The sequence below is a fragment of the Streptomyces sp. NPDC008317 genome, from assembly GCF_042955955.1.
Classification (GTDB): Bacteria; Actinomycetota; Actinomycetes; order Streptomycetales; family Streptomycetaceae; genus Actinacidiphila.
The window spans coordinates 246805-268716 of record NZ_JBIBFQ010000003.1 but is presented as its reverse complement, the minus strand read 5'-3'; the positions used below and the strand labels follow the sequence as shown (position 1 = coordinate 268716).

17 protein-coding genes and 1 tRNA gene are annotated in these 21912 nt (G+C 72.2%); 10 read left to right on the top strand and 8 right to left on the bottom strand.

Annotated elements, in window-relative coordinates; genetic code table 11:
• Positions 1–48 precede the first annotated feature (48 nt).
• Together ACFY9V_RS11060 and ACFY9V_RS11055 are read left to right on the top strand one after the other, a co-directional pair.
• Positions 49–519, top strand: coding sequence for an SRPBCC family protein (locus ACFY9V_RS11060; protein ID WP_391160844.1), 471 nt, complete (start codon positions 49–51; stop codon positions 517–519).
• A 38-nt stretch (positions 520–557) separates the two neighbouring features.
• Positions 558–629 (top strand) — tRNA-Val (locus tag ACFY9V_RS11055).
• Between the two features lie 105 nt (positions 630–734).
• Here the strand turns inward: ACFY9V_RS11055 and solA are convergent.
• From solA to ACFY9V_RS11035, 4 genes are read right to left on the bottom strand one after another with little or no spacing between them, the layout of a single operon-like run.
• Positions 735–1871: an N-methyl-L-tryptophan oxidase gene (gene solA, locus ACFY9V_RS11050; RefSeq protein ID WP_391160842.1), complete on the bottom strand. Its 1137-nt coding sequence runs from the start codon at positions 1869–1871 to the stop codon at positions 735–737.
• 28 nt (positions 1872–1899) lie between these two features.
• A complete protein-coding gene (locus tag ACFY9V_RS11045) occupies positions 1900–2655 on the bottom strand; it encodes an ATP-binding cassette domain-containing protein (RefSeq protein WP_391161372.1) in 756 nt (251 codons plus the stop codon).
• A gap of 20 nt (positions 2656–2675) precedes the next feature.
• Positions 2676–3659 carry an ABC transporter permease subunit gene (locus ACFY9V_RS11040; RefSeq protein WP_391160840.1) on the bottom strand — a complete coding sequence of 328 codons (984 nt, stop codon included), beginning with the start codon at positions 3657–3659 and terminating at the stop codon, positions 2676–2678.
• Positions 3646–4536, bottom strand: a complete 891-nt coding sequence (locus ACFY9V_RS11035; RefSeq protein WP_391160838.1) for a transporter substrate-binding domain-containing protein — start codon at positions 4534–4536, stop codon at positions 3646–3648. Before ACFY9V_RS11035 ends, ACFY9V_RS11040 begins: the two co-directional genes overlap by 14 nt.
• A 364-nt stretch (positions 4537–4900) precedes the next feature.
• Between ACFY9V_RS11035 and ACFY9V_RS11030 the strand changes: the two genes are divergently transcribed.
• Positions 4901–6334, top strand: coding sequence for a hypothetical protein (locus ACFY9V_RS11030; RefSeq protein ID WP_391160837.1), 1434 nt, complete (start codon positions 4901–4903; stop codon positions 6332–6334).
• A gap of 60 nt (positions 6335–6394) precedes the next feature.
• On the opposite strand, the gene ACFY9V_RS11025 is transcribed toward ACFY9V_RS11030, so the two are convergent.
• A complete protein-coding gene (locus tag ACFY9V_RS11025) occupies positions 6395–7873 on the bottom strand; it encodes an amidohydrolase family protein (RefSeq protein ID WP_391160835.1) in 1479 nt (492 codons plus the stop codon).
• Between the two features lie 104 nt (positions 7874–7977).
• Positions 7978–9663 (bottom strand): helix-turn-helix domain-containing protein, encoded by a 1686-nt coding sequence (locus ACFY9V_RS11020; RefSeq protein WP_391160833.1) that lies wholly within the window; start codon positions 9661–9663, stop codon positions 7978–7980.
• Positions 9664–9848: 185 nt separating this feature from the next.
• On the opposite strand from ACFY9V_RS11020, the gene ACFY9V_RS11015 reads away from it, so the two are divergent.
• The 3 genes from ACFY9V_RS11015 (at position 9849) to ACFY9V_RS11005 (ending at position 13829) form a co-directional block, all read left to right on the top strand.
• The gene (locus ACFY9V_RS11015; RefSeq protein ID WP_391160831.1) at positions 9849–11054 is read left to right on the top strand and encodes a CoA transferase; all 1206 of its coding nucleotides are present in this window, start codon (positions 9849–9851) and stop codon (positions 11052–11054) included.
• A 164-nt stretch (positions 11055–11218) separates the two neighbouring features.
• On the top strand, positions 11219–13201 hold the full coding sequence (gene thrS / locus ACFY9V_RS11010; protein ID WP_391160829.1) for a threonine--tRNA ligase: 1983 nt from the start codon (positions 11219–11221) through the stop codon (positions 13199–13201).
• A gap of 70 nt (positions 13202–13271) precedes the next feature.
• The gene (locus ACFY9V_RS11005; protein ID WP_188285222.1) at positions 13272–13829 is read left to right on the top strand and encodes an HIT domain-containing protein; all 558 of its coding nucleotides are present in this window, start codon (positions 13272–13274) and stop codon (positions 13827–13829) included.
• Between the two features lie 80 nt (positions 13830–13909).
• On the opposite strand, the gene ACFY9V_RS11000 is transcribed toward ACFY9V_RS11005, so the two are convergent.
• Both ACFY9V_RS11000 and ACFY9V_RS10995 read right to left on the bottom strand, forming a co-directional pair.
• A complete protein-coding gene (locus tag ACFY9V_RS11000; protein WP_355332546.1) occupies positions 13910–15595 on the bottom strand; it encodes a hypothetical protein in 1686 nt (561 codons plus the stop codon).
• Positions 15596–15799: 204 nt separating this feature from the next.
• A complete protein-coding gene (locus ACFY9V_RS10995) occupies positions 15800–18034 on the bottom strand; it encodes an elongation factor G-like protein EF-G2 (protein ID WP_391160827.1) in 2235 nt (744 codons plus the stop codon).
• A 286-nt stretch (positions 18035–18320) separates the two neighbouring features.
• On the opposite strand from ACFY9V_RS10995, the gene pgsA reads away from it, so the two are divergent.
• From pgsA to ACFY9V_RS10975, 4 genes are read left to right on the top strand one after another with little or no spacing between them, the layout of a single operon-like run.
• Complete coding sequence (pgsA, locus tag ACFY9V_RS10990; protein WP_355332539.1) at positions 18321–18989, top strand: phosphatidylinositol phosphate synthase; 669 nt, start codon at positions 18321–18323, stop codon at positions 18987–18989.
• Positions 18986–20134, top strand: coding sequence for a phosphatidylinositol mannoside acyltransferase (locus tag ACFY9V_RS10985; RefSeq protein ID WP_355332536.1), 1149 nt, complete (start codon positions 18986–18988; stop codon positions 20132–20134). Before pgsA ends, ACFY9V_RS10985 begins: the two co-directional genes overlap by 4 nt.
• Positions 20131–21291: a glycosyltransferase gene (locus ACFY9V_RS10980; RefSeq protein WP_391160824.1), complete on the top strand. Its 1161-nt coding sequence runs from the start codon at positions 20131–20133 to the stop codon at positions 21289–21291. The genes ACFY9V_RS10985 and ACFY9V_RS10980 overlap by 4 nt, the downstream gene beginning before the upstream one ends.
• A 2-nt stretch (positions 21292–21293) precedes the next feature.
• Positions 21294–21842 carry a hypothetical protein gene (locus ACFY9V_RS10975; protein WP_355332532.1) on the top strand — a complete coding sequence of 183 codons (549 nt, stop codon included), beginning with the start codon at positions 21294–21296 and terminating at the stop codon, positions 21840–21842.
• Positions 21843–21912 lie beyond the last annotated feature (70 nt).

The window sequence follows — 21912 nt, the reverse complement described above, 5'->3', positions numbered from 1 at the left end:
CTTTGCGTTCCCGCGCCGTACGCGGATTCGATCGCGCACACTTGCGGTATGGACTGGAGTCACTACCGATTCCGTAGGACGTGGCAGCTCGACGCGGACCCCGACGCCGTCTACCGGGTGCTGGAACGGCCCGACGACTACCCCGTCTGGTGGCCCCAGATCCGCGAGGTGCGGCAGACAGGCGACACCACCGGCATGCTGCGCTTCCGCTCCCTCCTCCCGTACGACCTCGTCGTCAGCGCCAGATCCGTCCGGCACGACCCGAGTACGCGGGTCCTGGAAGCCGCGATGACCGGCGACCTGGAGGGCTGGTTCCGCTGGACGATCACGCCGGGCGGCCTCCCGGGGACCCGCACCCGCCTGCTCTACGAACAGGAAGTCGTCGTCCGCAAGCCGTTGATGCGGCTGCTCTCCGTCCCCTGCCGCCCGCTCTTCCTCGCCAACCACGCGCTGATGATGCGCGGCGGACGCCACGGGCTGCTCGCGCGGCTCGCCGCCGACGCCGCGCATGTGGTTTGAACGGCGGGCCCGTCGCGCTGTATGGTTCGAGGCGTCCCGGGCGATTAGCTCAGCGGGAGAGCACTTCGTTCACACCGAAGGGGTCACTGGTTCGATCCCAGTATCGCCCACCGAGGCTCACCGGCCTCGAAGTACCGTGACGGTCCGCCGACATCAGTCGGCGGGCCGTTGTGCGTTCCGCGGCGGCCGTCGCGGAACGCCGGCCTGTGAGACCGTCAGGCGGCAGCGCCGGGCGCGGCGAACGCCGAGATGTCGTCGGTGGATTCACCGTCCAGCGCCAATTCGGCGAGGATGCGGCCGATGGCCGGGGTGAACTTGAAGGCGTGGCCCGCGCCGAGGGCGACGATGATGTCGGGGTACCGCGCGAGCGGGCTCAGCACGAATTCCCGGTCGGGCGTGATCGCGTACTGGCAGGTGACGGTGCGCAGCACACGGCCGCTGGCGGGGATCGTGGCGCCCATGAACGCCGAGAGCTGGTCGAGCAGTTCGGCGGACGGCTCGAAGGTCCGGTCCTCGGGCGTCATCAGGTTGTTCGACACGTCGCGGGCGGCTTTGACGGTGGGTTCGCCGTAGGCGGGGAATCCGTAGAAGCAGTCGGTGTCCTCCCAGATCCACACCGGGAAGCGGTCGGGGTCGAACGCCTCGGCGTCGGCGGGCTTGAAGTACGTGACCTGCTCCTGCATCGTCTCCAGCGGTATCGCGGCGTCCAGCGGGGCGAGCAGCCGGTTCGTCCACGCGTCTGCCGCCAGGACCACCTTCCTCGCCCGCACGGGACCGGCCGCCGTCTCCAGTACGGTGCCCGCGCCGCCCGGCCTCAGCGCCGTCACGGGCGTGCGCGCCCGCAACTCGGCGCCGTGGGCCCGCGCCTGCATCTGGAGCGCGGCCACCGTACGGGAGGCGTTCACGATCCCGGTGTCGGGCGTGTAGACGGTCTCGACGTTCTCGGGGATGTCGAACTGCGGCCACCGCGCCCGGACCCGGTCCGGGTCCAGCAGCTCGTACGGGACGCCGACCTCGGTCAGGCTGCCGGTGAAGTCACCGGCGCTGTAGGGGCCGTCGGCGGGCAGGAAGATCACCCCGCCGGTCACCGTGACCAGCCGCTCGCCCGCGACCTTCTCGAAGTCCGCCCAGTCCTGGTACGCGGACGTGGCGAGCCGGACGTATCTGGTCGCGCCGTAGGACGTCCTGATGATGCGTGAGGTGTCGTGCGACGCGCCCCGTACGTGTCCGAGGTCGAACTGCTCGAACGCGACGGTGCGGACTCCGCGCTTGGCCAGGTGGTACGCGGCGGCGCTGCCGAGGGCGCCCAGGCCGACGACGGCCACGTCGAAGGTCTCCAGCGGGTTGCTCACGGTGCTTCCTTCCGGATTCGATGAGTTGTCATGACAGGACCTTCGCCAGGAAGGAACGGGTGCGTTCGTGCCGCGGACTGCCCAGCACCCGCTCGGGAGGGCCGCTCTCGACGACCACGCCGTCGTCGAGGAAGGCCACGGTGTGGGCGACCTCGCGGGCGAAGCCGATCTCGTGGGTGACCACGATCATGCTCATGCCGTCCGCGGCGAGACCCCGCATCACGTCGAGCACCTCGCCCACCAGCTCCGGGTCGAGCGCGGAGGTGGGCTCGTCGAACAGCATCAGCTTGGGGCGCATGGCGAGCGCCCGTGCGATCGCGACCCGCTGCTGCTGCCCGCCGGACAGCGCCCGCGGGTACGCGTCCGCCTTGTCGGCGAGCCCGACGCGGGTGAGCAGCGCCCGCGCGTGTTCGACGGCCGCCCCGCGCTTCTCCCGGCGGACCCGGAGCGGGGCCTCGATCAGGTTCTCCAGCACCGTCATGTGCGGGAAGAGGTTGAAGTGCTGGAAGACCATGCCGATCTCGCTGCGGCGCTTGGCGGTCTCCGCGTCGCGCAGTTCGTGCAGCCACCCGTTGTGCTCGCGGTAGCCGACCAGGTCGCCGGCGACGCTGATGCTGCCCGCGTCGATCTTCTCCAGATGGTTGACGCAGCGCAGGAACGTGCTCTTGCCCGACCCCGACGGGCCGATGAGACACAGCACCTCGCCCTCCGCGACCGTCAGATCGATCCCCTTGACGACGCGATTGCCGCCGTAGGACTTGTGCACGCCCACGGCCTCGACCATCGGCCGGGTGGAGACGGCGGTCATGCGCGGCCTCCCTCGGTGCCGGCCGGGCCCGTCGGCGCGGCGGCCCTCGCCCTGCGCGGGACGATCCCGGCCCGCAGCGCCGCCAGCAGCGACGGCTCGGGGGAGTGGGTGTCACCGCGCTTGAAATGCCGTTCGAGGTAGAACTGGCCCGTGCTCAGCACGGTGGTCACCACGAGGTACCAGAGGCTGACGGTGATCAGCAGCGGGATCACCTCGTACGTCCGCGAGTAGATCTCCTGCACCCGGAAGAGGATCTCCGGGATCGCGATGACGCTGACCAGCGACGTCGTCTTGAGCATCGAGATCGTCTGGTTCCCCGTGGGCGGGATGATGACCCGCATGGCCTGGGGGAGCACGACGCGCCGGAAGATCTGGCCCCTGCGCATGCCCAGCGCCTGCGCGGCCTGCGTCTGGCCGGGGTCGACCGACTGGAGCCCGGCCCTGACGATCTCGGACATGTAGGCGCCCTCGTTCAGCCCGAGGCCGAGGATCGCCGCGACATACGGCGTGATCAGCGTGTTCGCCTCACCCGACACCAGCGTCGGGCCGAACGGGACGCCGAGCGACAGCACCGGGTACAGGGCGGCCAGGTTGAACCAGAAGATCAACTGCACCAGCAGCGGCGTGCCGCGGAAGAATCCGGCGTAGGCCAGCGCCGCGGCGGCGACGGACCGGTTCCTGGAATCACGGCAGACCGCGACCAGGACGCCGATGACGATTCCGACGACCATGGCGACGACGGTCAGGACGATCGTCGTGACAAGTCCGTGCACCACCTGCACATCGCGGAAATAGCTGAATACGACGTCCCACTGATAGCGGGGATTCGTGATCAGCGAATTGACGACGAGGGCCGCCAGGGAAATGATGACGAAGGTCGCGATCCACTGCCCGTAATGCCGGGTGCGCGCGACCTTGAGCACGCCGCCGTCCGGGCTGCCGGTTCTTTGCGCGAGCGAGGGCATTTCAGCGTTGGCCATCGGTGTGCACCTCTGACTTCGCGATCTCGCCCTGGTTCACTTTCCACTTGGCAAGGATCTTGCCGTACGTGCCGTCGGATATCAGATTGTTCACCGCGGCGGCGACCGCGGGCGCCAGGGCGGAGCCCTTCGGGAGCGCGTAGCCCCATGTGGTCGGCAGGTAGTTCGCGTTCAGCACGTCGAGCCGGCCGTTGGACTGCCCCGCGATGTAGGACAGCGGGCCGTAGTCGGACATGCTGGCGTCCGCGCGGCGGCTGCTGACCGCGAGCGTGGCATCGGCCTGGGCGGGGAACACCGAGACGGTGATGGCGGGCTTGCCCGCACGCACGCAGTCCCGGTCGAACGTCGGCATGTAGTTCTCGGCGTAGATGCTGCCCTTCATGACGGCGATGGTGTGTCCGCACATCGTGTCGAGGGTCAGCTTCTCGGGGTTGCCCGCGTCCACGATCAGCGAGGTGCCGCCGGAGTACTCGCTGACGAAGTCGACCTGCTTCAGCCGGGCGGGCGTGATGCTGAGCGCCGCGGCGACCATGTCGTAGCGCTCGGTCTGGAGGCCGGGGATCATCGCGTCGAACTTGACGTCGGCGAACCTCACCTTCAGCCCCAGCACGTCGGCGACGGCCCGCAGAAGCTCGGGTTCCGCGCCTGCCAGGGTCTTGCCGTCCTCGGCGAGCAGCAAGAACGGCGGATAGCCGGGCCCGCTCGCCACGTCGATCCCGCCCTTTCCCGCGATGTCCGAAGGAACCAGTCGCGCGACGCTCTTGTCGTACGTCCCCCGGATGAAATCCTCGCCCACGGAATCGGCGGTCGCGGTGGCATGCGAGGTGCAACCGGCGAGGACGCCGACGGTCAAGGCGAATCCGGCCACTGCTGTCACGGCTGTCGCCGGTCTACCAGTAAGGTGTTTGCTGAACACGTGAGTCGGGCTCCTTGCGGCAGTCGGGAACAACATGCGAGGACCGATACGCCGTTTTCCGTTCTGTGGAAAAGGGAAATCCGGCGGTGCTCAAAACGAGTTGGCTCACTATAAGCACCGCGGAAGTGCTGTCACGCCGCACGATGCGTTTCCGGCAAACCGCGGCACGGCGAATTGACGGTTCTGCGCGAACGCCCGGGCCGGGCGGTCGCCGCGGCGGCGCACCACCGGGCGCGCGGGCGGGCCACTGCTACGGTGCGGGGAACGCACGTCGCCCCGGCCACGACGGAAGGCCCACGCGACACGGATCGTCGAGGACCCGGTGATGACGACACATGTGTTGTCGGGACTGAACGCGGTGCAGCAGGTCGGCAATCGTCCCGACCCCACCCTGCCGATGCCGGTCGGGGAGATCGCCGGACGGTTGGGCACGGTGCTGAGCAGCGCTTCCCGGCTCTGTGGTGAACTGGCGGAACTCGAACTGCTGGAGCGCGGGAGCGCGTACGGGACCTACCGCATCGGACGGCGGGCCATCGAGCTCTCCGGCCGCGCGGCGGCCCCGTTCGCCAGGTCCGTCCGGTCCGCGCTGACGCTCGTCGCGACGCTCACCGGCGAGACCGCGTGCCTGGCCGCACCGACGGCGCAGGGCATGCGGGTGGTCGCCTCGGTCGAGTCGGTATGGCCCCTGCGCGCGCACGCCAAGGTGGGCGAGTCGGTCGACAACGCCCGGCGCGCGATCGTGCGCGCGGCGCGCCTCGAAGACACCGACGGCCCGCCGCGGGCGCTCCGCGCCGAGTCGACCATCGGCATGGGCGTGGAGATCGCCGTGCCGGTCATGAGCCCCGTCGGCGAATGCGTCGCCGTACTGGCGGCCCGGCTGCCGGTCAGCCGCGCCGCCAAGGTCGTACCGCGGGCGCGCCGTGTGCTCGACGAGGCGCGGCGGCTGCTCGAACGCACGGTGGACGACGAACTGGACCGGCCGAACATCGCGGCCGGAGGTCCGCTCGGCCGCGACGGCAGCCCGCTGGGCCTTGAGGCGGCACTGCGGATCGTGTGGCATCTGTCCGCGGGGCGCGACTCGTTGGCCGGTATCGCGAGCGGGACGGGGCTGCGGCCCGACCGGGTCCGCCGCCTGCTGGAGTCGTGCGGCCGGGCGGGAGTCGTCCGCAGGAGCAAGGACGGCGCGCGGTTCGAGGCGAGCTGGGCGGTGCACGGCTGGCATCGCGCCGCGACCCTGCCGATGATCCTCGAAAAGGGTCGGCCGCTCGTGGCCGAAGCGGCGGCGACGACCGGGGTGTGCGCGTTCATCACCGTGCTGAACGGGATGCACAGCCTCACGCTCGTCGAAGAACTCCAGAGCGTCGGCGAGGGGTTGAGCATGACGCCGTGGCTCGGGCGCCTCGCCCCCATCATCGGCTCCGACGGCGGACCGACCCTGGCATCGGACTTCGAGGCCGACGAGCTGCGCCGGGTCCTGCCGAACAGGCACCCGCCGGAGCAGGTCGAGAAGTTCCTGCGGCGCTTCGCCCGCGCCGGGCGCGACGGCGTGCTGTCGATGAAGTCCATCGACGAACTGGGGATCATCTCCATCTCCGCGCCGGTACGCGACTCCAGCAACTCGGTCGCCGCCGCGGCCTGCCTGGTCGGCTCGACCGACAGCATCAGGCCGCGGACACGGGAACTGGAGGGCGTCGCACGGCGGTTGGGCGCCCGCGTGTCGCGGCTGATCGGCGCCCCCGAGGACGCGCCCGGCCCGTAGGCACGCCGTCGCCGGAAACGCCCGACCGGGGCCGGGCGGGCCCGACGCGGGGGCGGCCCCTCAGACCGACCGGTGCGTGAGCGTGCCGCCGACCATCGTGGTCAGCACCGGCATGGTCCGCAGCGCGGCGCGGTCGAACGCGCGCGGGTCCCCGCCGATGACCACGAGGTCGGCGACGTCGCCGACGGACACCGGGCCCCGGCCCGCGGCGGCCGCCGCGAACGCCACCTCCAGCGGGACGCTCTGCTCGGGGTGCCACGCGGGCCGGTCGTCGTCGGTGCGGAAGACCGCGTCGGCGATGGCCAGCCTCGGGTCCAGCGGGCTGACCGGCGCGTCGGAGCCCAGCTCAAGACGGGCACCGGCGGCGTGCAGGGAGCGGAAGGCGTAGGCCCGGTCGGTGCGGCCCGGCCAGTGCAGATCGGCCACGTCCCGGTCGGTCACGGCGTGCTGGGGCTGGACCGACGCGACCACGCCGAGCCGGGCGAAGCGCGGCATGTCCCGCTCGCTCACCAGCTGGGCGTGCTCGATCCTGCCGGGGCACCCGACCCGCTCGAACGCGTCGAGCACCGCGGAGTTCGCCCGGTCGCCGATCGCGTGCACCGCGGGTTCGAGCCCGGCCGCCCACGCCCTGCCCATCAGCTCGACCAGCTCGTCGAGCGGCACCAGCGACAGCCCGCACGCGTCACCGGCCCCGGCCGGGTGCGGATACGGATCGACGCACCACGCCGTCCTCGTGTTGAGCGACCCGTCGCTGACGATCTTGTACGGCCCGACCCGCACCCGCCCGTGGGTCCCCGCGACGACCTGCCCCGTACGGAGCCCCGCGGCGATGGCGCCGTCCAGCCATGGCGTCCAGACGCCGGCCAGCACCCTGACCGGCACCGCGCCGGGCCGGGACCGGCGGCGCCACGCCTCGACGTTGTCCGCGTAGGCGAGGTCGGTCAGGCCGGTGACGCCCAGCGCGGGCAGCGCGGCGACGGACTCCCCGACCCAGGCGTCGAGTTCCGCGGGCGGCACCATCGCCGCCAGCCGCGCCTTGGTCTCGATCGACGCGGTCTCCCGCAGCACCCCCGTGGGGTGCCCGCGCAGGCCGACCAGGTCGAGCGCGGCGCTGCTCAGCCACGTGGTGTGCAGGTCGATGGTGCTGACGGCCACCGCCGCGTCGCCCACCAGCTCGTCCAGGACACGCTTGTGCGGAGCCTCCTCCCACAGCGCGGGCACGATGCCCTGACCCCAGACGATCCCGGTACGGTGCGCCGCGCGCATGCCGTCCCGCATCATGACCGCGGCCTCGCGCGGGCTCCGCGCGGCGCCGAGATCGACGGCGCGCAGATTCCGTACCCACTGCTCGATGTGCACATGGCCGTCGACGAAACCGGGGACGAGGGTGGCGTCGGCGAACGCGATCACCTCGGTGTCCGGCTCGGGCGGGACGCCGCCGACGCCGCCGATCGCCGTGACGCGCCCGTCGCGGACCAGGACGTCGCGAGGTGGGCCGCCGAGGCCGACGCGGACGTGGGCGAGCAGGGTTGATGTCATGTGATTCCTCCGTTCCGCCCCGAACGGTAGAAGGCGCGGGCGCCGCCGCCGTTGTCGTCACGCCACGGGCCCGACCCCGCGGCTTGTCGGTCCCCACAAGGGCCTCAGCCGCGTGCGCCCCGGGGGCCGCGCACGGCGTTGCGCAGTTGGAGCCACGTCACGAGCGTGTCGTCGCTCGCGTCCAGGGCGACCCCGAACATCTCGGTCAGCCTGCGGACCCGGTAGCGGGCGGTGTTCTCGTGGACGCCGAGGGCGCGGGCGGTCGCGGCGACGCTCCCGGCGGACCCCAGATACGCCAGCAGCGTCCCGGCGTAGTCGGTGCCCTGGTCCGCGTCGTGGCGCAGGACGGCGCGCACGGCGGGCAGCCGCAGCACGTCCTCGTCGATCGGCGCCCCGGACCGCAGACAGGCGAGGACGACCTGAGGGCGCACGTCGTGCAGGGTGGCGACACCGCCGTGGGGCGGATCGGCGCGCGGGTCGAGCAGCGTGTCCACGACCCGCCGGGCGAGCGGCCGGGACCCGGCGACGGCCGCGAGGCCGTCGACGACGGCGCCGAAGCCGACGACCAGTTCCACCCCGGCGGACCTGCGGGCCGCCGTCACCAGGTCCGTGCCCAGCCTGCGCAGCCGCGCGGCCAGCCGCGCCTGGCCCCGGTCGTCCTGGGGCGGGTCGAGTACGGGCAGCAGCAGGACGACGTCGCCCGCCTCCAGCACGGCCGCCGACTCCGGGTGCCAGTGCTCACCGTGCAGCGTGATCAGGTCGCGGACGCGGGCGGCGTCGGCGGCCCGCAGCTCACTGGCGACCGGTCGTACCGTCGCGAGGACGAACGAGGCACGCGCGGGCAGCGCCAGCGCTGCGGCGGCGCTCGCCGCGTCCAGCGAGGAGGCCAGCAGACCGCGGAGCGCGTCGCCGCGCCGCTCCCGCTCGGGGCTGACCGCCTCCCGCGACCGCAGCAGGTGCAAGGCGACGCTGCGGGCGGCGTCCAGCAGCGCGCGTTCCGCGTCGTCCACCAGCTTCGGCCGGTCCGCCAGGACGAAGATCACGCCGAGCACCTGGTGCCCCGCCCGTACGGCGACGGCCATCCGGTCGGCGTACTCCGGACCCGAACTGGCGAACCGCACCGGGCCCTGCGCGGCGATCACGGCCTGGTACTTCGCCGCGTCGCCAGGCCGTTCCGGTGTCCGGCGGCCGAGGATCGCCAACCGCCGGATCTCGTCGATCTCCTGGTCCGGCAGGTTGGAGTACGCCAGGATCCGGCCGTCGACCTCCTCGATCGTGACCGGCCCGCCCAGCGACGCCGCGATCGCGTTGGCCAGGCCGAACAGGTCGCCGATGCCGCCCGCCTCCCCGGGGACGGCGGCCCGAGCGGCACCGGCCGCGGTGACGAACGCGTCCAGGCGCCGCCAGGCCATCTCGTCGGGCGTGCACAGCAGGGCGATGTCCGCCTCGCGGGCGGCCTCGACGGCCCGGCCCAGGTCCCGGCCCCACGCCTTCACCACGACCGCGCTCGCGCCCGCGGCGGCGGCCTGCCGTATCCGGTCGGTCACCTCGGCGGGATCGGACCTGCCCCCGGTGAGCAGTACGACAGCGCCCACCACGTCGTGGATCGGCTCGTCGGGACCGTGGACCACGGGCTCGCCCGCGGGCCGGGCCAACCGCGCCCGGTCACCGCCGACGAGCCGCAGCGTGTGCGGTCCCAGGCTCTCCAGCAGGTCGCGCAGCGTGCCCACGGCCGCCGAGGACGCGGCGGCGGGGGTCACCGACCGTGCGACGCCCTCGCCAGTGTCCATCGCCCCAGGCTATCGGCCCCCTTTGTGGCTGAGCACAAGTCGGCGCCGCCGAGTGCGTGGGCAACTCCAGGGCGGCGCCGGGGCTGTCCTGGAGACGATGCCACCGCGCCCCCGGCGCACAAGTGGCCCGGTCCCGGGGCCGAGACCGACGTCTTCGAGGAGACCGCGTGCCGACAGGAGACCGCGTGCCGACAGAAGATTCCGTGCCGACAGGAGATTCCGGGCCGACGCGATACGCGGCCCCGCGCGGCGGTCCCTTGGCGGGCACCGTCGTGATCGACTGCACGTCGGTGGTGATGGGGCCGTACGCGACCTCGCTGCTGGCCGACCTCGGCGCCGAGGTCGTCAAGGTCGAGCCGCCGGGCGGCGACATCGGGCGCCGGATCGGGCCGACGGCGGCCGACGGTCTCTCGGCCCTGTCGCTCCGGCTGCTGCGCAACAAGACCTCCGTGGTGCTCGACCTGGCGACGGGGGAGGACCGACGCCGCTTCACCGACCTGGTGGCCGGGGCCGACGCGGTGGTGACCAACATCCTGCCGAGCGCCCGCGAACGGCTCGGCCTCGACTACGACGCGCTCGCGCGGGTCCGTCCCGACATCGTGCTCTGCACCGGACAGGCGTACAGCTCCCGCTCCGGCCTGCGTGACGTCTCCGGCTACGACGACACGGTCCAGGCGCTGTCCGGCATGGCCGACAGCTACCGCCTGCGCGGCGGCGAACCGGCGTACTCGCCGTCGGTCACGGCCGACAAGACCTGCGGCCTCCTGATGGCGCTCGCGACGGTCTCGGCCCTGTACAGCCGCCTGCGCGACGGCCACGGGCAGTGGGTGGACGTGCCGATGGTCGACAACATGGCCGCGTTCAACCTCGTCGAGCACCTCGCGGGCCACACCTTCGACCCGCCGCGCGGCGACATCGGGTGGGCGCGGTCGCTGGCACCCGCCCGGCGCCCGCATCCGGCCCGCGACGGCTGGGTCTGCGTCATGCCGTACACCGACACCGACTGGCGGCGCTTCCTCGTGCTCGCCGGGCGCGACGACCTGCTGGACGACCCCCGGTTCGCCACCGCGGGACAGCGCGGCGGCCGGTCGGACGAGGTCCAGGCGGTCATCGCGGACTACGTGTCCGGCCGGACCGTCGCGCGGATCGTGTCGGCGTGCCGGACCGCGAGGATCGCCTGCGCGCCCGTACGCACCCTGGAGTCCCTGGCCGACGACGACTATCTGCGCGAGCGGCGCACCGTGGAGACCCTGGAGCATCCGGCGGTCGGCCGCTACCGGAACGTGCGGCTGCCGCTGGACTTCAGCCGGACACCGCTCGGCGACGACACCCCGGCACCGCCGCTCGGCGGCCCTCCCCAGGGCCTTCCTCAGGACCGGCCCCAGGGATGAGGACCGCGATGCGGCCGGTCGTCGGGACTCACGGCACCTCGCGCCGCCACCCCCGCGGGTTATCGCTTCGCGGGCAGCCCTCGCGGCTCGGTACGATTCAGCGGTGCGGCGCCCGCCGCCGCCGAGTCACCACAGCCAGCAGGACCTGAGTCAGGAGCAGACCGGTGTCAGATGTCCGTGTGATCATCAAACGCGATTCCGTTGAGCTGGAAGAGCGGACGGTCACGACGGGCACGACCGCGGCCGAACTGTTCCCCGGCGAGCGGTCCGTGATCGCCGCCCGCGTCGGCGGCGAGCTGAAGGACCTCGCGTACGCCCTCGCCGACGGCGACGAGGTCGAGCCGGTGGACATCACCAGCCAGGACGGCCTCAACATCCTGCGGCACTCCACCGCGCACGTGATGGCGCAGGCCGTGCAGGAGCTGCACCCCGAGGCCAAGCTCGGCATCGGGCCGCCGGTCAAGGACGGCTTCTACTACGACTTCGACGTCGAGAAGCCGTTCACCCCCGACGACCTCAAGGCCGTCGAGAAGAAGATGCAGGAGATCCAGAAGCGCGGCCAGCGCTTCTCGCGCCGGGTCGTGACCGACGAGGCCGCCCGCGAGGAGCTGGCCGACGAGCCGTACAAGCTGGAGCTGATCGGCCTCAAGGGCGGCGCCGCGTCCTCGGACGACGGCGCGGACGTCGAGGTCGGCGCCGGCGAGCTGACCATCTACGACAACCTGGACGCGAAGACCGGCGAGCTGTGCTGGAAGGACCTCTGCCGGGGCCCGCACCTGCCCAGCACCCGCAACATCCCGGCGTTCAAGCTGATGCGCAACGCGGCGGCGTACTGGCGCGGCAGCGAGAAGAACCCGATGCTCCAGCGGATCTACGGCACCGCCTGGCCCACCAAGGAAGAGCTGAAGGCGCATCTGGACTTCCTGGAGGAGGCCGCCAAGCGCGACCACCGCAAGCTGGGCAATGAGCTGGACCTCTTCTCCATCCCCGAGCAGATCGGCTCGGGCCTCGCGGTCTTCCACCCCAAGGGCGGCATCATCCGCCGCACCATGGAGGACTACTCGCGCAGGCGGCACGAGGAGGAGGGGTACGAGTTCGTCTACACCCCGCACGCCACCAAGGGCACCCTGTTCGAGACCTCGGGCCACCTGGACTGGTACGCCGACGGCATGTACCCGCCCATGCAGCTCGACGAGGGCACGGACTACTACCTCAAGCCCATGAACTGCCCGATGCACAATCTGATCTTCGACGCCCGCGGCCGGTCCTACCGCGAACTGCCGCTGCGGCTCTTCGAGTTCGGCACCGTGTACCGGTACGAGAAGTCCGGCGTCGTGCACGGTCTGACCCGGGCCCGCGGCTTCACCCAGGACGACGCGCACATCTACTGCACCAAGGAGCAGATGGCCGACGAGCTGGACACCACGCTCACCTTCGTGCTGAATCTGCTGCGCGACTACGGACTGACCGACTTCTACCTGGAGCTGTCCACCAAGGACCCGGAGAAGTTCGTCGGCTCCGACGAGGTCTGGGAGGAGGCCACCGAGACGCTGCGCAAGGTGGCCGAGAAGCAGGGGCTGCCGCTGGTCCCCGACCCGGGCGGCGCCGCCTTCTACGGGCCGAAGATCTCCGTGCAGTGCAAGGACGCCATCGGCCGCACCTGGCAGATGTCGACCGTGCAGCTCGACTTCAACCTGCCCGAGCGGTTCAACCTGGAGTACACCGGCCCCGACGGGACCAAGCACCGCCCGGTGATGATCCACCGCGCGCTGTTCGGCTCGATCGAGCGGTTCTTCGCCGTGCTGCTCGAGCACTACGCGGGCGCCTTCCCGGCCTGGCTCGCCCCGGTGCAGGCGGTCGGCATCCCGATCGGCGACGCGCACGTGCCGTACCTCCAGGAGTTCGCGGCGGAGGCCAGGCGCAAGGGCCTGCGGGTCGACGTGGACGCGTCCTCCGACCGCATGCAGAAGAAGATCCGCAACCAGCAGAAGCTGAAGGTGCCGTACATGGTCATCGTCGGCGACGAGGACATGTCCGGCGGCACGGTCTCCTTCCGCTACCGCGACGGCTCGCAGAAGAACGGCATTCCGCGCGACGAGGCCATCGCCGAGATGGTGGACGCCGTGGAGCGCCGCATCCAGGTCTGACGGCGCCGACGTCCGCCGCCCGTGAGATCCGGGACTTCCCCCGCAGCACGCGTGCTCCGGGGGAAGTCCTATGCTGAACGGCATGACGAGTGAGCCGGAACAGCAGATCGGAGCGGGGGTGCCGGACGCGTTCCAGCGCCTGTGGACCCCGCACCGGATGGCGTACATCCAGGGCGAGAACAAGCCCACCGGCCCCGGTGCCGGTGACGGATGTCCGTTCTGCGCGGTCCCGGCCGAGTCCGACGAGGACGGCCTCGTCATCGCGCGCGGCGAGCACGTGTACGCGGTGCTCAACCTGTACCCGTACAACAGCGGGCACCTCATGGTGGTGCCCTACCGGCACGTCGCCGACTACACCGAGCTGGACGGCGCCGAGACGGCGGAACTGGCCGTGCTGACCAAGCAGGCGATGACCGCCCTGCGGTCCGCCTCCGGCGCGCAGGGCTTCAACATCGGGATGAACCAGGGCGATGTGGCGGGCGCCGGGATCGCCGCGCACCTGCACCAGCACGTGGTGCCGCGCTGGGGCGGCGACGTCAACTTCATGCCGGTCGTCGGACACACGAAGGTGCTGCCGCAGCTCCTCGCCGACACCCGCAAGATGCTCGCGGACGTCTGGCCCTCCTGACGGACGTCCCGTCGTCCTGAAACGTCCCGTCGCCCTGAACCCCGCATGAGCGGGAGCCGGAGCCGGAGCCCGGACAGGTCCTAGGCGTCGTACGCGTCGGCCTTCCTGGGCTCCACGCTCTGCGACAGACCGCTCAGCATCATCGAGCGGCTGGTGAAGTGCGAGGTGTCCACGCCGTTCTCGCTCATCACCTGGATCGCGGCGGCGTGCACCGCCCGCAGCACCGGAGTGGCCGCGCGCAGCGCGTCGTCGGCCATGAACCGGTGCTTCCACGGCTTGTCGGCCCACGTGTGCCGCAGCCCGAACGGCTCGGGCAGCTTCAGCGTGCCGCCGAGGTAGTCCAACACGGCGGGGAAGCGGGTCAGCGGCGCGCGGGCGGCCAGCCGTACCACCTCGTCCGACTCGATCAGCGGGAGCTGTACGGTCCTGGTCTCCCAGAACTTCACCGGCTTGGTGATCGTCTTCTCCTTCGCGGGCGGCCCGGAGGTGAAGATCCCGTGGATCGGGCCGAGCGCGTGCCCGGTGACCTCGATCCGCAGGGTGTGCGCCAGCACCGTCACCGTCGTCATCAGCGTGATGACGAGATTGCCGTCCCAGAGGGTGAACTGGATGCCCAGATAGTGCCGGTTGCCCTTGCCGAACTGCTGCGTGTTGCAGATCCGCTGGATCTCGAAGTCCTTGACCGAGAACGAGTCGACCTCGGGTCCGGTGGGCCGGGAGATCTTGCCCGCGCCCTCGCCGACCGGCACCACGACCCAGTGCTTTATCGACGGCTTGGGGAAGCCGCCGGTGTGCAGCGGGCCGCGCTCGATCATCCGTAGCTGGTCGTGGATGGCGCGGATGACGTCCCAGCTCCGGAACGGGTGGATCTCGGCCAGCCCCTCGCGCGGGATCAGCTCCTCGGCCATCTGCCAGTTCGCCCACCGGCTGCCCATGCCGAGTATGCCCTTGGGCCCCGCGTAGAAGACGACATTGCTGTTCTGCTCCGCGGACAGCTTGGCCAGGCTCTGCCGCAGCAGCTCCGCGCGGGTCTGGTTGGGGTTGCGCGGCACCGCCTCGGGGATCTTCGCGCCGACCGCGGTGCCCGCGACCAGGCCCGCCCAGCGGCTGCGCAGATCCTTCGCGGTGGCCTCGCAGATCCGCTTCGCCCAGAACCAGCCGATGATCGGCGCGATCATCAGGACGCGGAAATACTGCTGCCAGAAACCGCTGAACGGCGGCCGTACCGCGAGCAGCACGGTGAAGGCGGCGGCCACGGCCAGCACGACGGCCCCGAAGGCCCCCGACTTGTTGCCCCGAGCCTTCAGCGACCCGAGCGACTTGCGCAACTGGAAGGCGCCGAGCCAGAGCAGCACGCCGGGCAGGAAGAGCACCCCGCACACGCCCATCACCACGGTCAGCCGGTTGTCGCGCTCCTGCCGAATCCGGTTGGCGGCCAGCGCGTGCTCCACCACGGTCTGCGGCACCACACCGAAGGACTGCACCAGTTCACTGCGCGCCGCGCCCAGCATCCTGACCTGGATAGCGCGGGAGAACGCCTCGCCCAGATTCGGCGCGAACAGCGACAGCCGCGGCGCCTTGACGCTCGCCTCGCTGTTGGCGTCGACCAGCGTCGTCACCGGAGTGTCGCGGTACGCGGCGGACGCCAGCGCCTGGGTCGCACCGGTCTCACCGTCGCTGCCGGTCAGCGGAATCTGCGCACCTGGGCTGAAATCGAACCCGATACCGTCCGTCACCACAGGCCCCCAGTCGCCAGTCCCGTACATCCACCGGTTCACCGGTCCATACGGCTCCGACCGGCCCATTCCCCGCACGGGTGAACGTCACACGTTCGGAGCAGTCTCCAGATTAGCGGCGCGACGGCCCGCGGCGTGGCCGCGAGCCGCCGATTGGCCAGCGGACATGTCCACTTGGCGACTTAGCGGCGCTGTTCCGGCGTCCGCCGGCGCTGATTCTCCGTCGCGCGCCCGTCATCTGCCGTGCGCGGTCGCCTCGTCCTTCTCCTCCTGCCGGCGCAGTCTCGTGGCCAGTTGGGCGGGCATCGGCTCGTGCCGCGCGTAGTGCCGGCTGAACCGGCCGGTGCCGTGCGACAGCGACCGCAGATCGACGGCGTAGCGGCCGATCTCGATCTCCGGGACCTCGGCGCGCACCACCGACCGCCCGTCTGCGGCCGGTTCGGTGCCCAGCACCCGGCCGCGCCGCCCCGACAGATCGCTCATCACCGAACCGACGTACGCGTCCGGCACCAGCACGCCGACCTCGCAGACCGGTTCCAGCAGATGGATGGGCGCGCCCGCGGCGGCCTCGCGCAGGGCGAGCGCGCCCGCGGTCTGGAAGGCGGCGTCGGAGGAGTCCACCGAGTGCGCCTTGCCGTCGGTGAGGGTGACCCGGATGTCGACCACCGAGAAGCCGAGCGCGACCCCGCGGGCGGCCTGGGTGCGGACGCCCTTCTCCACCGACGGGATGAACTGCCGCGGCACCGCCCCGCCGATCACCTTGTCCACGAACTCGATGCCGGAGCCGACCGGCAGCGGCTCCACCTGGATGTCGCAGATCGCGAACTGCCCGTGCCCGCCGGACTGTTTGACGTGCCGCCCGCGGGCCGTCACCGGCTCGCCGAAGGTCTCCCGCAGCGACACCTTGTGCGGCACCGCGTCGACCTGCACCCCGTACCGGTTGCGCAGCCGCTCCAGGGCGACGTCGGCGTGCGCCTCGCCCAGGCACCACAGGACGACCTGCCGGGTGTCCGGATTCTGTTCGAGACGCATCGTCGGGTCCTCGGCGACCAGCCGCGCCAGGCCCTGGGAGAGCTTGTCCTCGTCGGCCTTGCTGTGCGCCTCGATGGCGATCGGCAGCAGCGGGTCCGGCATCACCCACGGCTCCATCAGCAGCGGCCCGTCCTTGGCCGAGAGCGTGTCGCCGGTCTCGGCGCGGGTCAGCTTGGCCACGCACACCAGATCGCCCGCGCCCGCCGAGGGCACCGGCCGCTGGTGCTTGCCGAAGGGCGACGACAGCGCCCCGACCCGCTCGTCCACGTCGTGGTCCTCGTGCCCGCGGTCCTCCATGCCGTGGCCCGACACGTGCACCGTCTCGTCCGGCCGCAGGGTGCCGGAGAAGACCCGCACCAGACTGATCCGGCCCACGTACGGGTCCGAGGACGTCTTGACCACCTCGGCGGCCAGCGGCCCCTCCGGGTCGCAGACCAGCGCGGGGCGCCCGCCGCCGTCCGGCGTCGTGACCGGCGGCGCCTCCCGCTCCAGCGGGGTCGGGAAACCGCCGGTGATCAGCTCCAGCAGCTCCACGGTGCCCAGGCCCTGCCGGGCGCCGTCCGCGGCGGGCGCGGCGGCCAGCACCGGGTGGAAGGAGCCGCGCGCCACCGCCCGCTCCAGGTCGTCGACGAGCGTCCTGACGTCCAGTTCCTCGCCGCCGAGGTAGCGGTCCATCAAGGTCTCGTCCTCGCTCTCGGCGATGATCCCCTCGATGAGCCGGTTGCGCGCCTGCTCCACCAGCGGCGCCAGCGCCGCGTCCGGCTCGGCCTCGGCCCGCTCGCCGGACGCGTAGTCGTACACCCGCTGCGAGAGCAGCCCCGCCAGGCCCGTCACCGGGGCGTGGCCGTCGGGGCCCGCGGGCCCGTGCACCGGCAGATACAGCGGCAGCACCGAATCGGGGGAGTCGCCGCCCAGCTCCGCCGCGCACTGCGCCGCCATCTCCTCGAAACCGGCCCGCACCGACTCCAGGTGCGTCACCACGACCGCCCGCGGCATCCCGACGGCCGCGCACTCCTCCCACACCATCCGGGTCGCGCCGCCGATGCCCTCGCCGTCCTGCGCGGCCGACACGACGAACAGGGCCGCGTCCGCGGCGCGCAGACCGGCCCTCAACTCCCCGACGAAATCGGCGTAGCCGGGGGTGTCCAGCAAATTGACCTTGATCCCGCCCCACTCCACGGGGACGAGCGAGAGCTGTACGGAGCGCTGCTGCCGCTGCTCGATCTCGTCGTGGTCGGACACCGAGCCGCCGTCCTCGACCCGGCCTGCCCGGTTCACCGCGCCGGTGGTCAGCGCCAGCGCCTCCACCAATGTCGTCTTGCCCGATCCGCAATGGCCGACCAGCACCACATTGCGCACGTTCTCGGGGCGGTCGGCCGCCGGTGCCCTTCCGGCGGCTCCTGGCTGTGCGTCTCTCCTGTCCGCTGCACCACCCACGCGTTCTCGCCTCCCGGTCCTCACTGCACGGACCGCGCCCTCGGTGGGGGGCGCGTCACAGGGGCGCCACGGGAGACCGCTCCACGCACAGGCGGCCTCGACGACGCCCGCGGTCTTTCGACCTTCCCACGGCCGTCCGGGTGCGTCCATACGTCGTACGCCGGGCCGCCGCCCCCGCCGCTCCGGCACGGCCTGGGACATCCGGTGCGCGCGGGCTGGCTACGATGGGCCATCCGGCTGCCGCTCCGGCCGCCGTGACACCATCCTCCGACCTGTCGGGAAGGCCATGCTGAACAAGTACGCGCGTGCGTTCTTCACGCGTGTTCTCACGCCGTTCGCCGCATTTCTGCTCCGCAAGGGGGTCAGCCCCGACGCGGTGACCCTGCTCGGCACCGCGGGTGTCATGGCGGGCGCACTGGCCTTCTATCCCAGGGGCGAGTTCTTCTGGGGCACCGTGGTGATCACGCTCTTCGTCTTCTCCGACCTGGTGGACGGCAACATGGCCCGCCAGGCCGGGGTCTCCAGCCGCTGGGGCGCCTTCCTCGACTCGACCCTCGACCGGGTCGCCGACGCGGGCATCTTCGGCGGACTCGCCATGTGGTACGCGGGCCGCGGCGACGACCTCGTGCTGTGCGCGGTGACGATCTTCTGCCTGGCCAGCGGCCAGGTGGTGTCCTACACCAAGGCGCGCGGCGAGGCGATCGGCCTGCCGGTGAACGTCAACGGCCTGGTCGAGCGCGCCGAGCGCCTGGTGATCACGCTGACCCTGTGCGGCTTCGCCGGCCTGCACAAATTCGGCGTCCCCGGCATCCAGTACCTGCTGCCGATCGCCCTGTGGGCGGTCGCCGCGGGCAGCCTGGTCACCCTCGTCCAGCGGGTCGTCACCGTACGCCGCGAGTCCGCGGAGGCCGACGCCGCAGCCGCCGCCACCTCGGGGCAGGGGAGCAGCGCGTGAGCGAGGACGCCTCCCGGGCCGCGCGGCTCAGGGGGAGCCTCGCCGACGGGCTCTACGGGCTCGGCTGGAGCGCGGTCAAGACGCTGCCGGAACCGGCCGCCCGAGCGCTCGGCCGCGCCATCGCGGACGTCACGTGGCGGCAGCGCGGCAAGGGCGTCCGACGCCTCGAGGCCAACCTGGTCCGGGTCGTGCCGGACGCCGACGAGGCACGGCTGCGCGCGCTGTCGCGCTCGGTCATGCGGTCCTACCTGCGCTACTGGATGGAGTCCTTCCGGCTCCCGGCCTGGAGCAAGGACCGCATCCGCGGCGGCTTCGACCCCGCCGACGTCCACTACCTGACCGACGGCCTCGCCGCCGGGCGCGGCGTCATCCTGGCGCTGCCGCACATGGCCAACTACGACCTGGCCGGCGCCTGGGTGACCACCGCGCTCGACACCCCCTTCACCACCGTCGCCGAGCGCCTGAAGCCCGAGACGCTGTACGACCGCTTCGTCGCCTACCGCGAGAGCCTGGGCATGGAGGTGCTGCCGCACACCGGCGGCGCCGCCTTCGGCACCCTGGCCCGGCGGCTGCGGTCCGGCGGCCTGGTCTGCCTGGTCGCCGACCGCGACCTGTCGGCCAGCGGCGTCGAGGTCGACTTCTTCGGCGAGCGCACCCGGCTGCCCGCGGGCCCGGCCATGCTCGCCCAGCAGACCGGAGCGCTGCTGCTCCCCGTCACCCTCTGGTACGACGAGTCGCCCGTCATGCGCGGTCGCGTCCACCCGCCGGTCGAGGTCCCGGCGACCGGCGACCGTACGTCCAAGACGGCCGCGATGACGCAGCGACTGGCCGACGCGTACGCCTCCGGCATCGCCGAGCACCCCGAGGACTGGCACATGCTGCAACGCCTGTGGTTGTCCGACCTCGAACCCCGCCCCGAACCCCCGGCGGGCGGCGCCGACACGGCGGGGGAGAGCGCGGGAGCAACGGCGGAGGGCACGTCCGGCGTCTCCCCGCGGGGCGGCCCGGGCACCGCCGCGGCCGAAGGCGCCGGTAGGGCCGACGGCACGGACGGCGCCCACAGCACGGCCGGCACGGACGGCCCGTCGGGCGCGGGCGGTACGGCCGGCGGCCCACCTGACCACTCCGGAACGGAGAAAACGTGAGGATCGGGATCGTCTGCCCGTACTCCTGGGACGTCCCCGGCGGCGTCCAGTTCCACATCCGCGACCTCGCCGAGCACCTGATCGGCCTCGGCCACGAGGTCTCCGTGCTCGCCCCCGCCGACGACGAGACACCGCTGCCGCCGTACGTGGTGTCGGCGGGCCGCGCCGTGCCGGTCCCGTACAACGGCTCGGTCGCCCGGCTCAACTTCGGCTTCCTGTCCGCCGCCCGGGTCCGCCGCTGGCTGCACGACGGCAACTTCGACGTCATCCACATCCACGAACCCGCCTCGCCCTCGCTCGGCCTGCTGGCCTGCTGGGCGGCGCAGGGCCCGATCGTGGCCACCTTCCACACCTCCAACCCGCGGTCGCGGGCGATGATCGCCGCGTACCCGATCCTGCAACCCGCGCTGGAGAAGATCAGGGCCCGGATCGCGGTCAGCGAGTACGCCCGCCGCACCCTGGTCGAGCACCTGGGCGGCGACGCGGTCGTCATCCCCAACGGCGTCGACGTGGACTTCTTCGCGCGGGCCGAGCCCAAGAAGGAGTGGCAGGGCGGCACGATCGGCTTCATCGGGCGGATCGACGAGCCGCGCAAGGGCCTGCCCGTGCTGATCCGGGCACTGCCGAAGATCCTCGCCGAGCTGCCCGGCACCCGGCTGCTGGTCGCGGGCCGCGGCGACGAGGAGGAGGCCGTCGAGTCGCTGCCCGAGGCGATGCGCGACCGGGTCGAATTCCTCGGCATGGTCAGCGACGAGGACAAGGCGCGGCTGCTGCGCAGCGTCGACGTCTACGTGGCGCCCAACACCGGCGGCGAGTCGTTCGGGATCATCCTGGTCGAGGCGATGTCGGCGGGCGCCGCCGTGCTCGCCAGCGACCTCGACGCCTTCGCGCAGGTCCTCGACCAGGGCGCGGCGGGCGAACTCTTCGCCAACGAGGACGCCGACGCGCTCGCCGCCGCCGCCCTGCGGCTGCTCGGCGACCCCGCCCGCCGTACCGAACTGCGCACCCGCGGCAGCGCCCATGTGCGGCGTTTCGACTGGTCGGTGGTCGGCGGTGACATCCTGTCCGTCTACGAGACCGTCACCGACGGCGCCGCGCATGTCGCCGCGGACGAACGCACCAGCCTTCGGGCGAGATTCGGCCTGGCAAGGGACTGACAGTGACCACCATCATCTGGGTCGCGGTCGCGATCGTCGCGATCGGCCTCTACCTGAGCTGGACGGCCGGGCGCCTCGACCGCCTGCACGCCCGGATCGACGCGGCGCGCGCCGCCCTGGACGCGCAACTGCTGCGCCGCGCCTCGGTCGCCCAGGAACTGGCCACGGCCGGTGTGCTGGACCCGGCCGCGTCGATCGTGCTGTACGAGTCCGCGCACGCCGCCCGGCAGGCCGAGCCGGAGCAGCGGGAGGTCGCCGAGAGCGAGCTGAGCCAGGCGCTGCGCGCGGTCTTCTCCGAGCCGGGCGCGGTCGCCGAGATCGGGGAGGCGCCGGGCGGCACCGAGGCGATCAAGGAGCTGACCCAGTCGGTACGGCGGGTGCCGATGGCCCGGCGCTTCCACAACGACGCGGTACGCGCCGCGCGGGCGGTCCGCAGACACCGCGTGGTGCGCTGGTTCCGGCTCGCGGGCCACGCCCCCTTCCCGCTGGCCTTCGAGATGGACGACGAGCCGCCGGTGCCGCTCACGGCGGACGGCGCCGGGTCGCACTGAACGCCCCGGCACCACGGAGCGCACCGGCACCCGCCGGACACACCGATCCGCGCGGGCCACACGGCCACCC

Bases quoted from the DNA above. Each gene is read 5' to 3' on its own strand.
- ACFY9V_RS11060 (WP_391160844.1), top strand. From the start codon at position 49: ATGGACTGGAGTCACTACCGATTCCGTAGGACGTGGCAGCTCGACGCG.
- ACFY9V_RS11045 (WP_391161372.1), bottom strand. From the start codon at position 2,655: ATGGTCGAGGCCGTGGGCGTGCACAAGTCCTACGGCGGCAATCGCGTC.
- ACFY9V_RS11040 (WP_391160840.1), bottom strand. From the start codon at position 3,659: ATGGCCAACGCTGAAATGCCCTCGCTCGCGCAAAGAACCGGCAGCCCG.
- ACFY9V_RS11030 (WP_391160837.1), top strand. From the start codon at position 4,901: ATGACGACACATGTGTTGTCGGGACTGAACGCGGTGCAGCAGGTCGGC.
- ACFY9V_RS11025 (WP_391160835.1), bottom strand. From the start codon at position 7,873: ATGACATCAACCCTGCTCGCCCACGTCCGCGTCGGCCTCGGCGGCCCA.
- ACFY9V_RS11020 (WP_391160833.1), bottom strand. From the start codon at position 9,663: ATGGACACTGGCGAGGGCGTCGCACGGTCGGTGACCCCCGCCGCCGCG.
- ACFY9V_RS11005 (WP_188285222.1), top strand. From the start codon at position 13,272: ATGCTGAACGGCATGACGAGTGAGCCGGAACAGCAGATCGGAGCGGGG.
- ACFY9V_RS11000 (WP_355332546.1), bottom strand. From the start codon at position 15,595: ATGTACGGGACTGGCGACTGGGGGCCTGTGGTGACGGACGGTATCGGG.
- pgsA (WP_355332539.1), top strand. From the start codon at position 18,321: ATGCTGAACAAGTACGCGCGTGCGTTCTTCACGCGTGTTCTCACGCCG.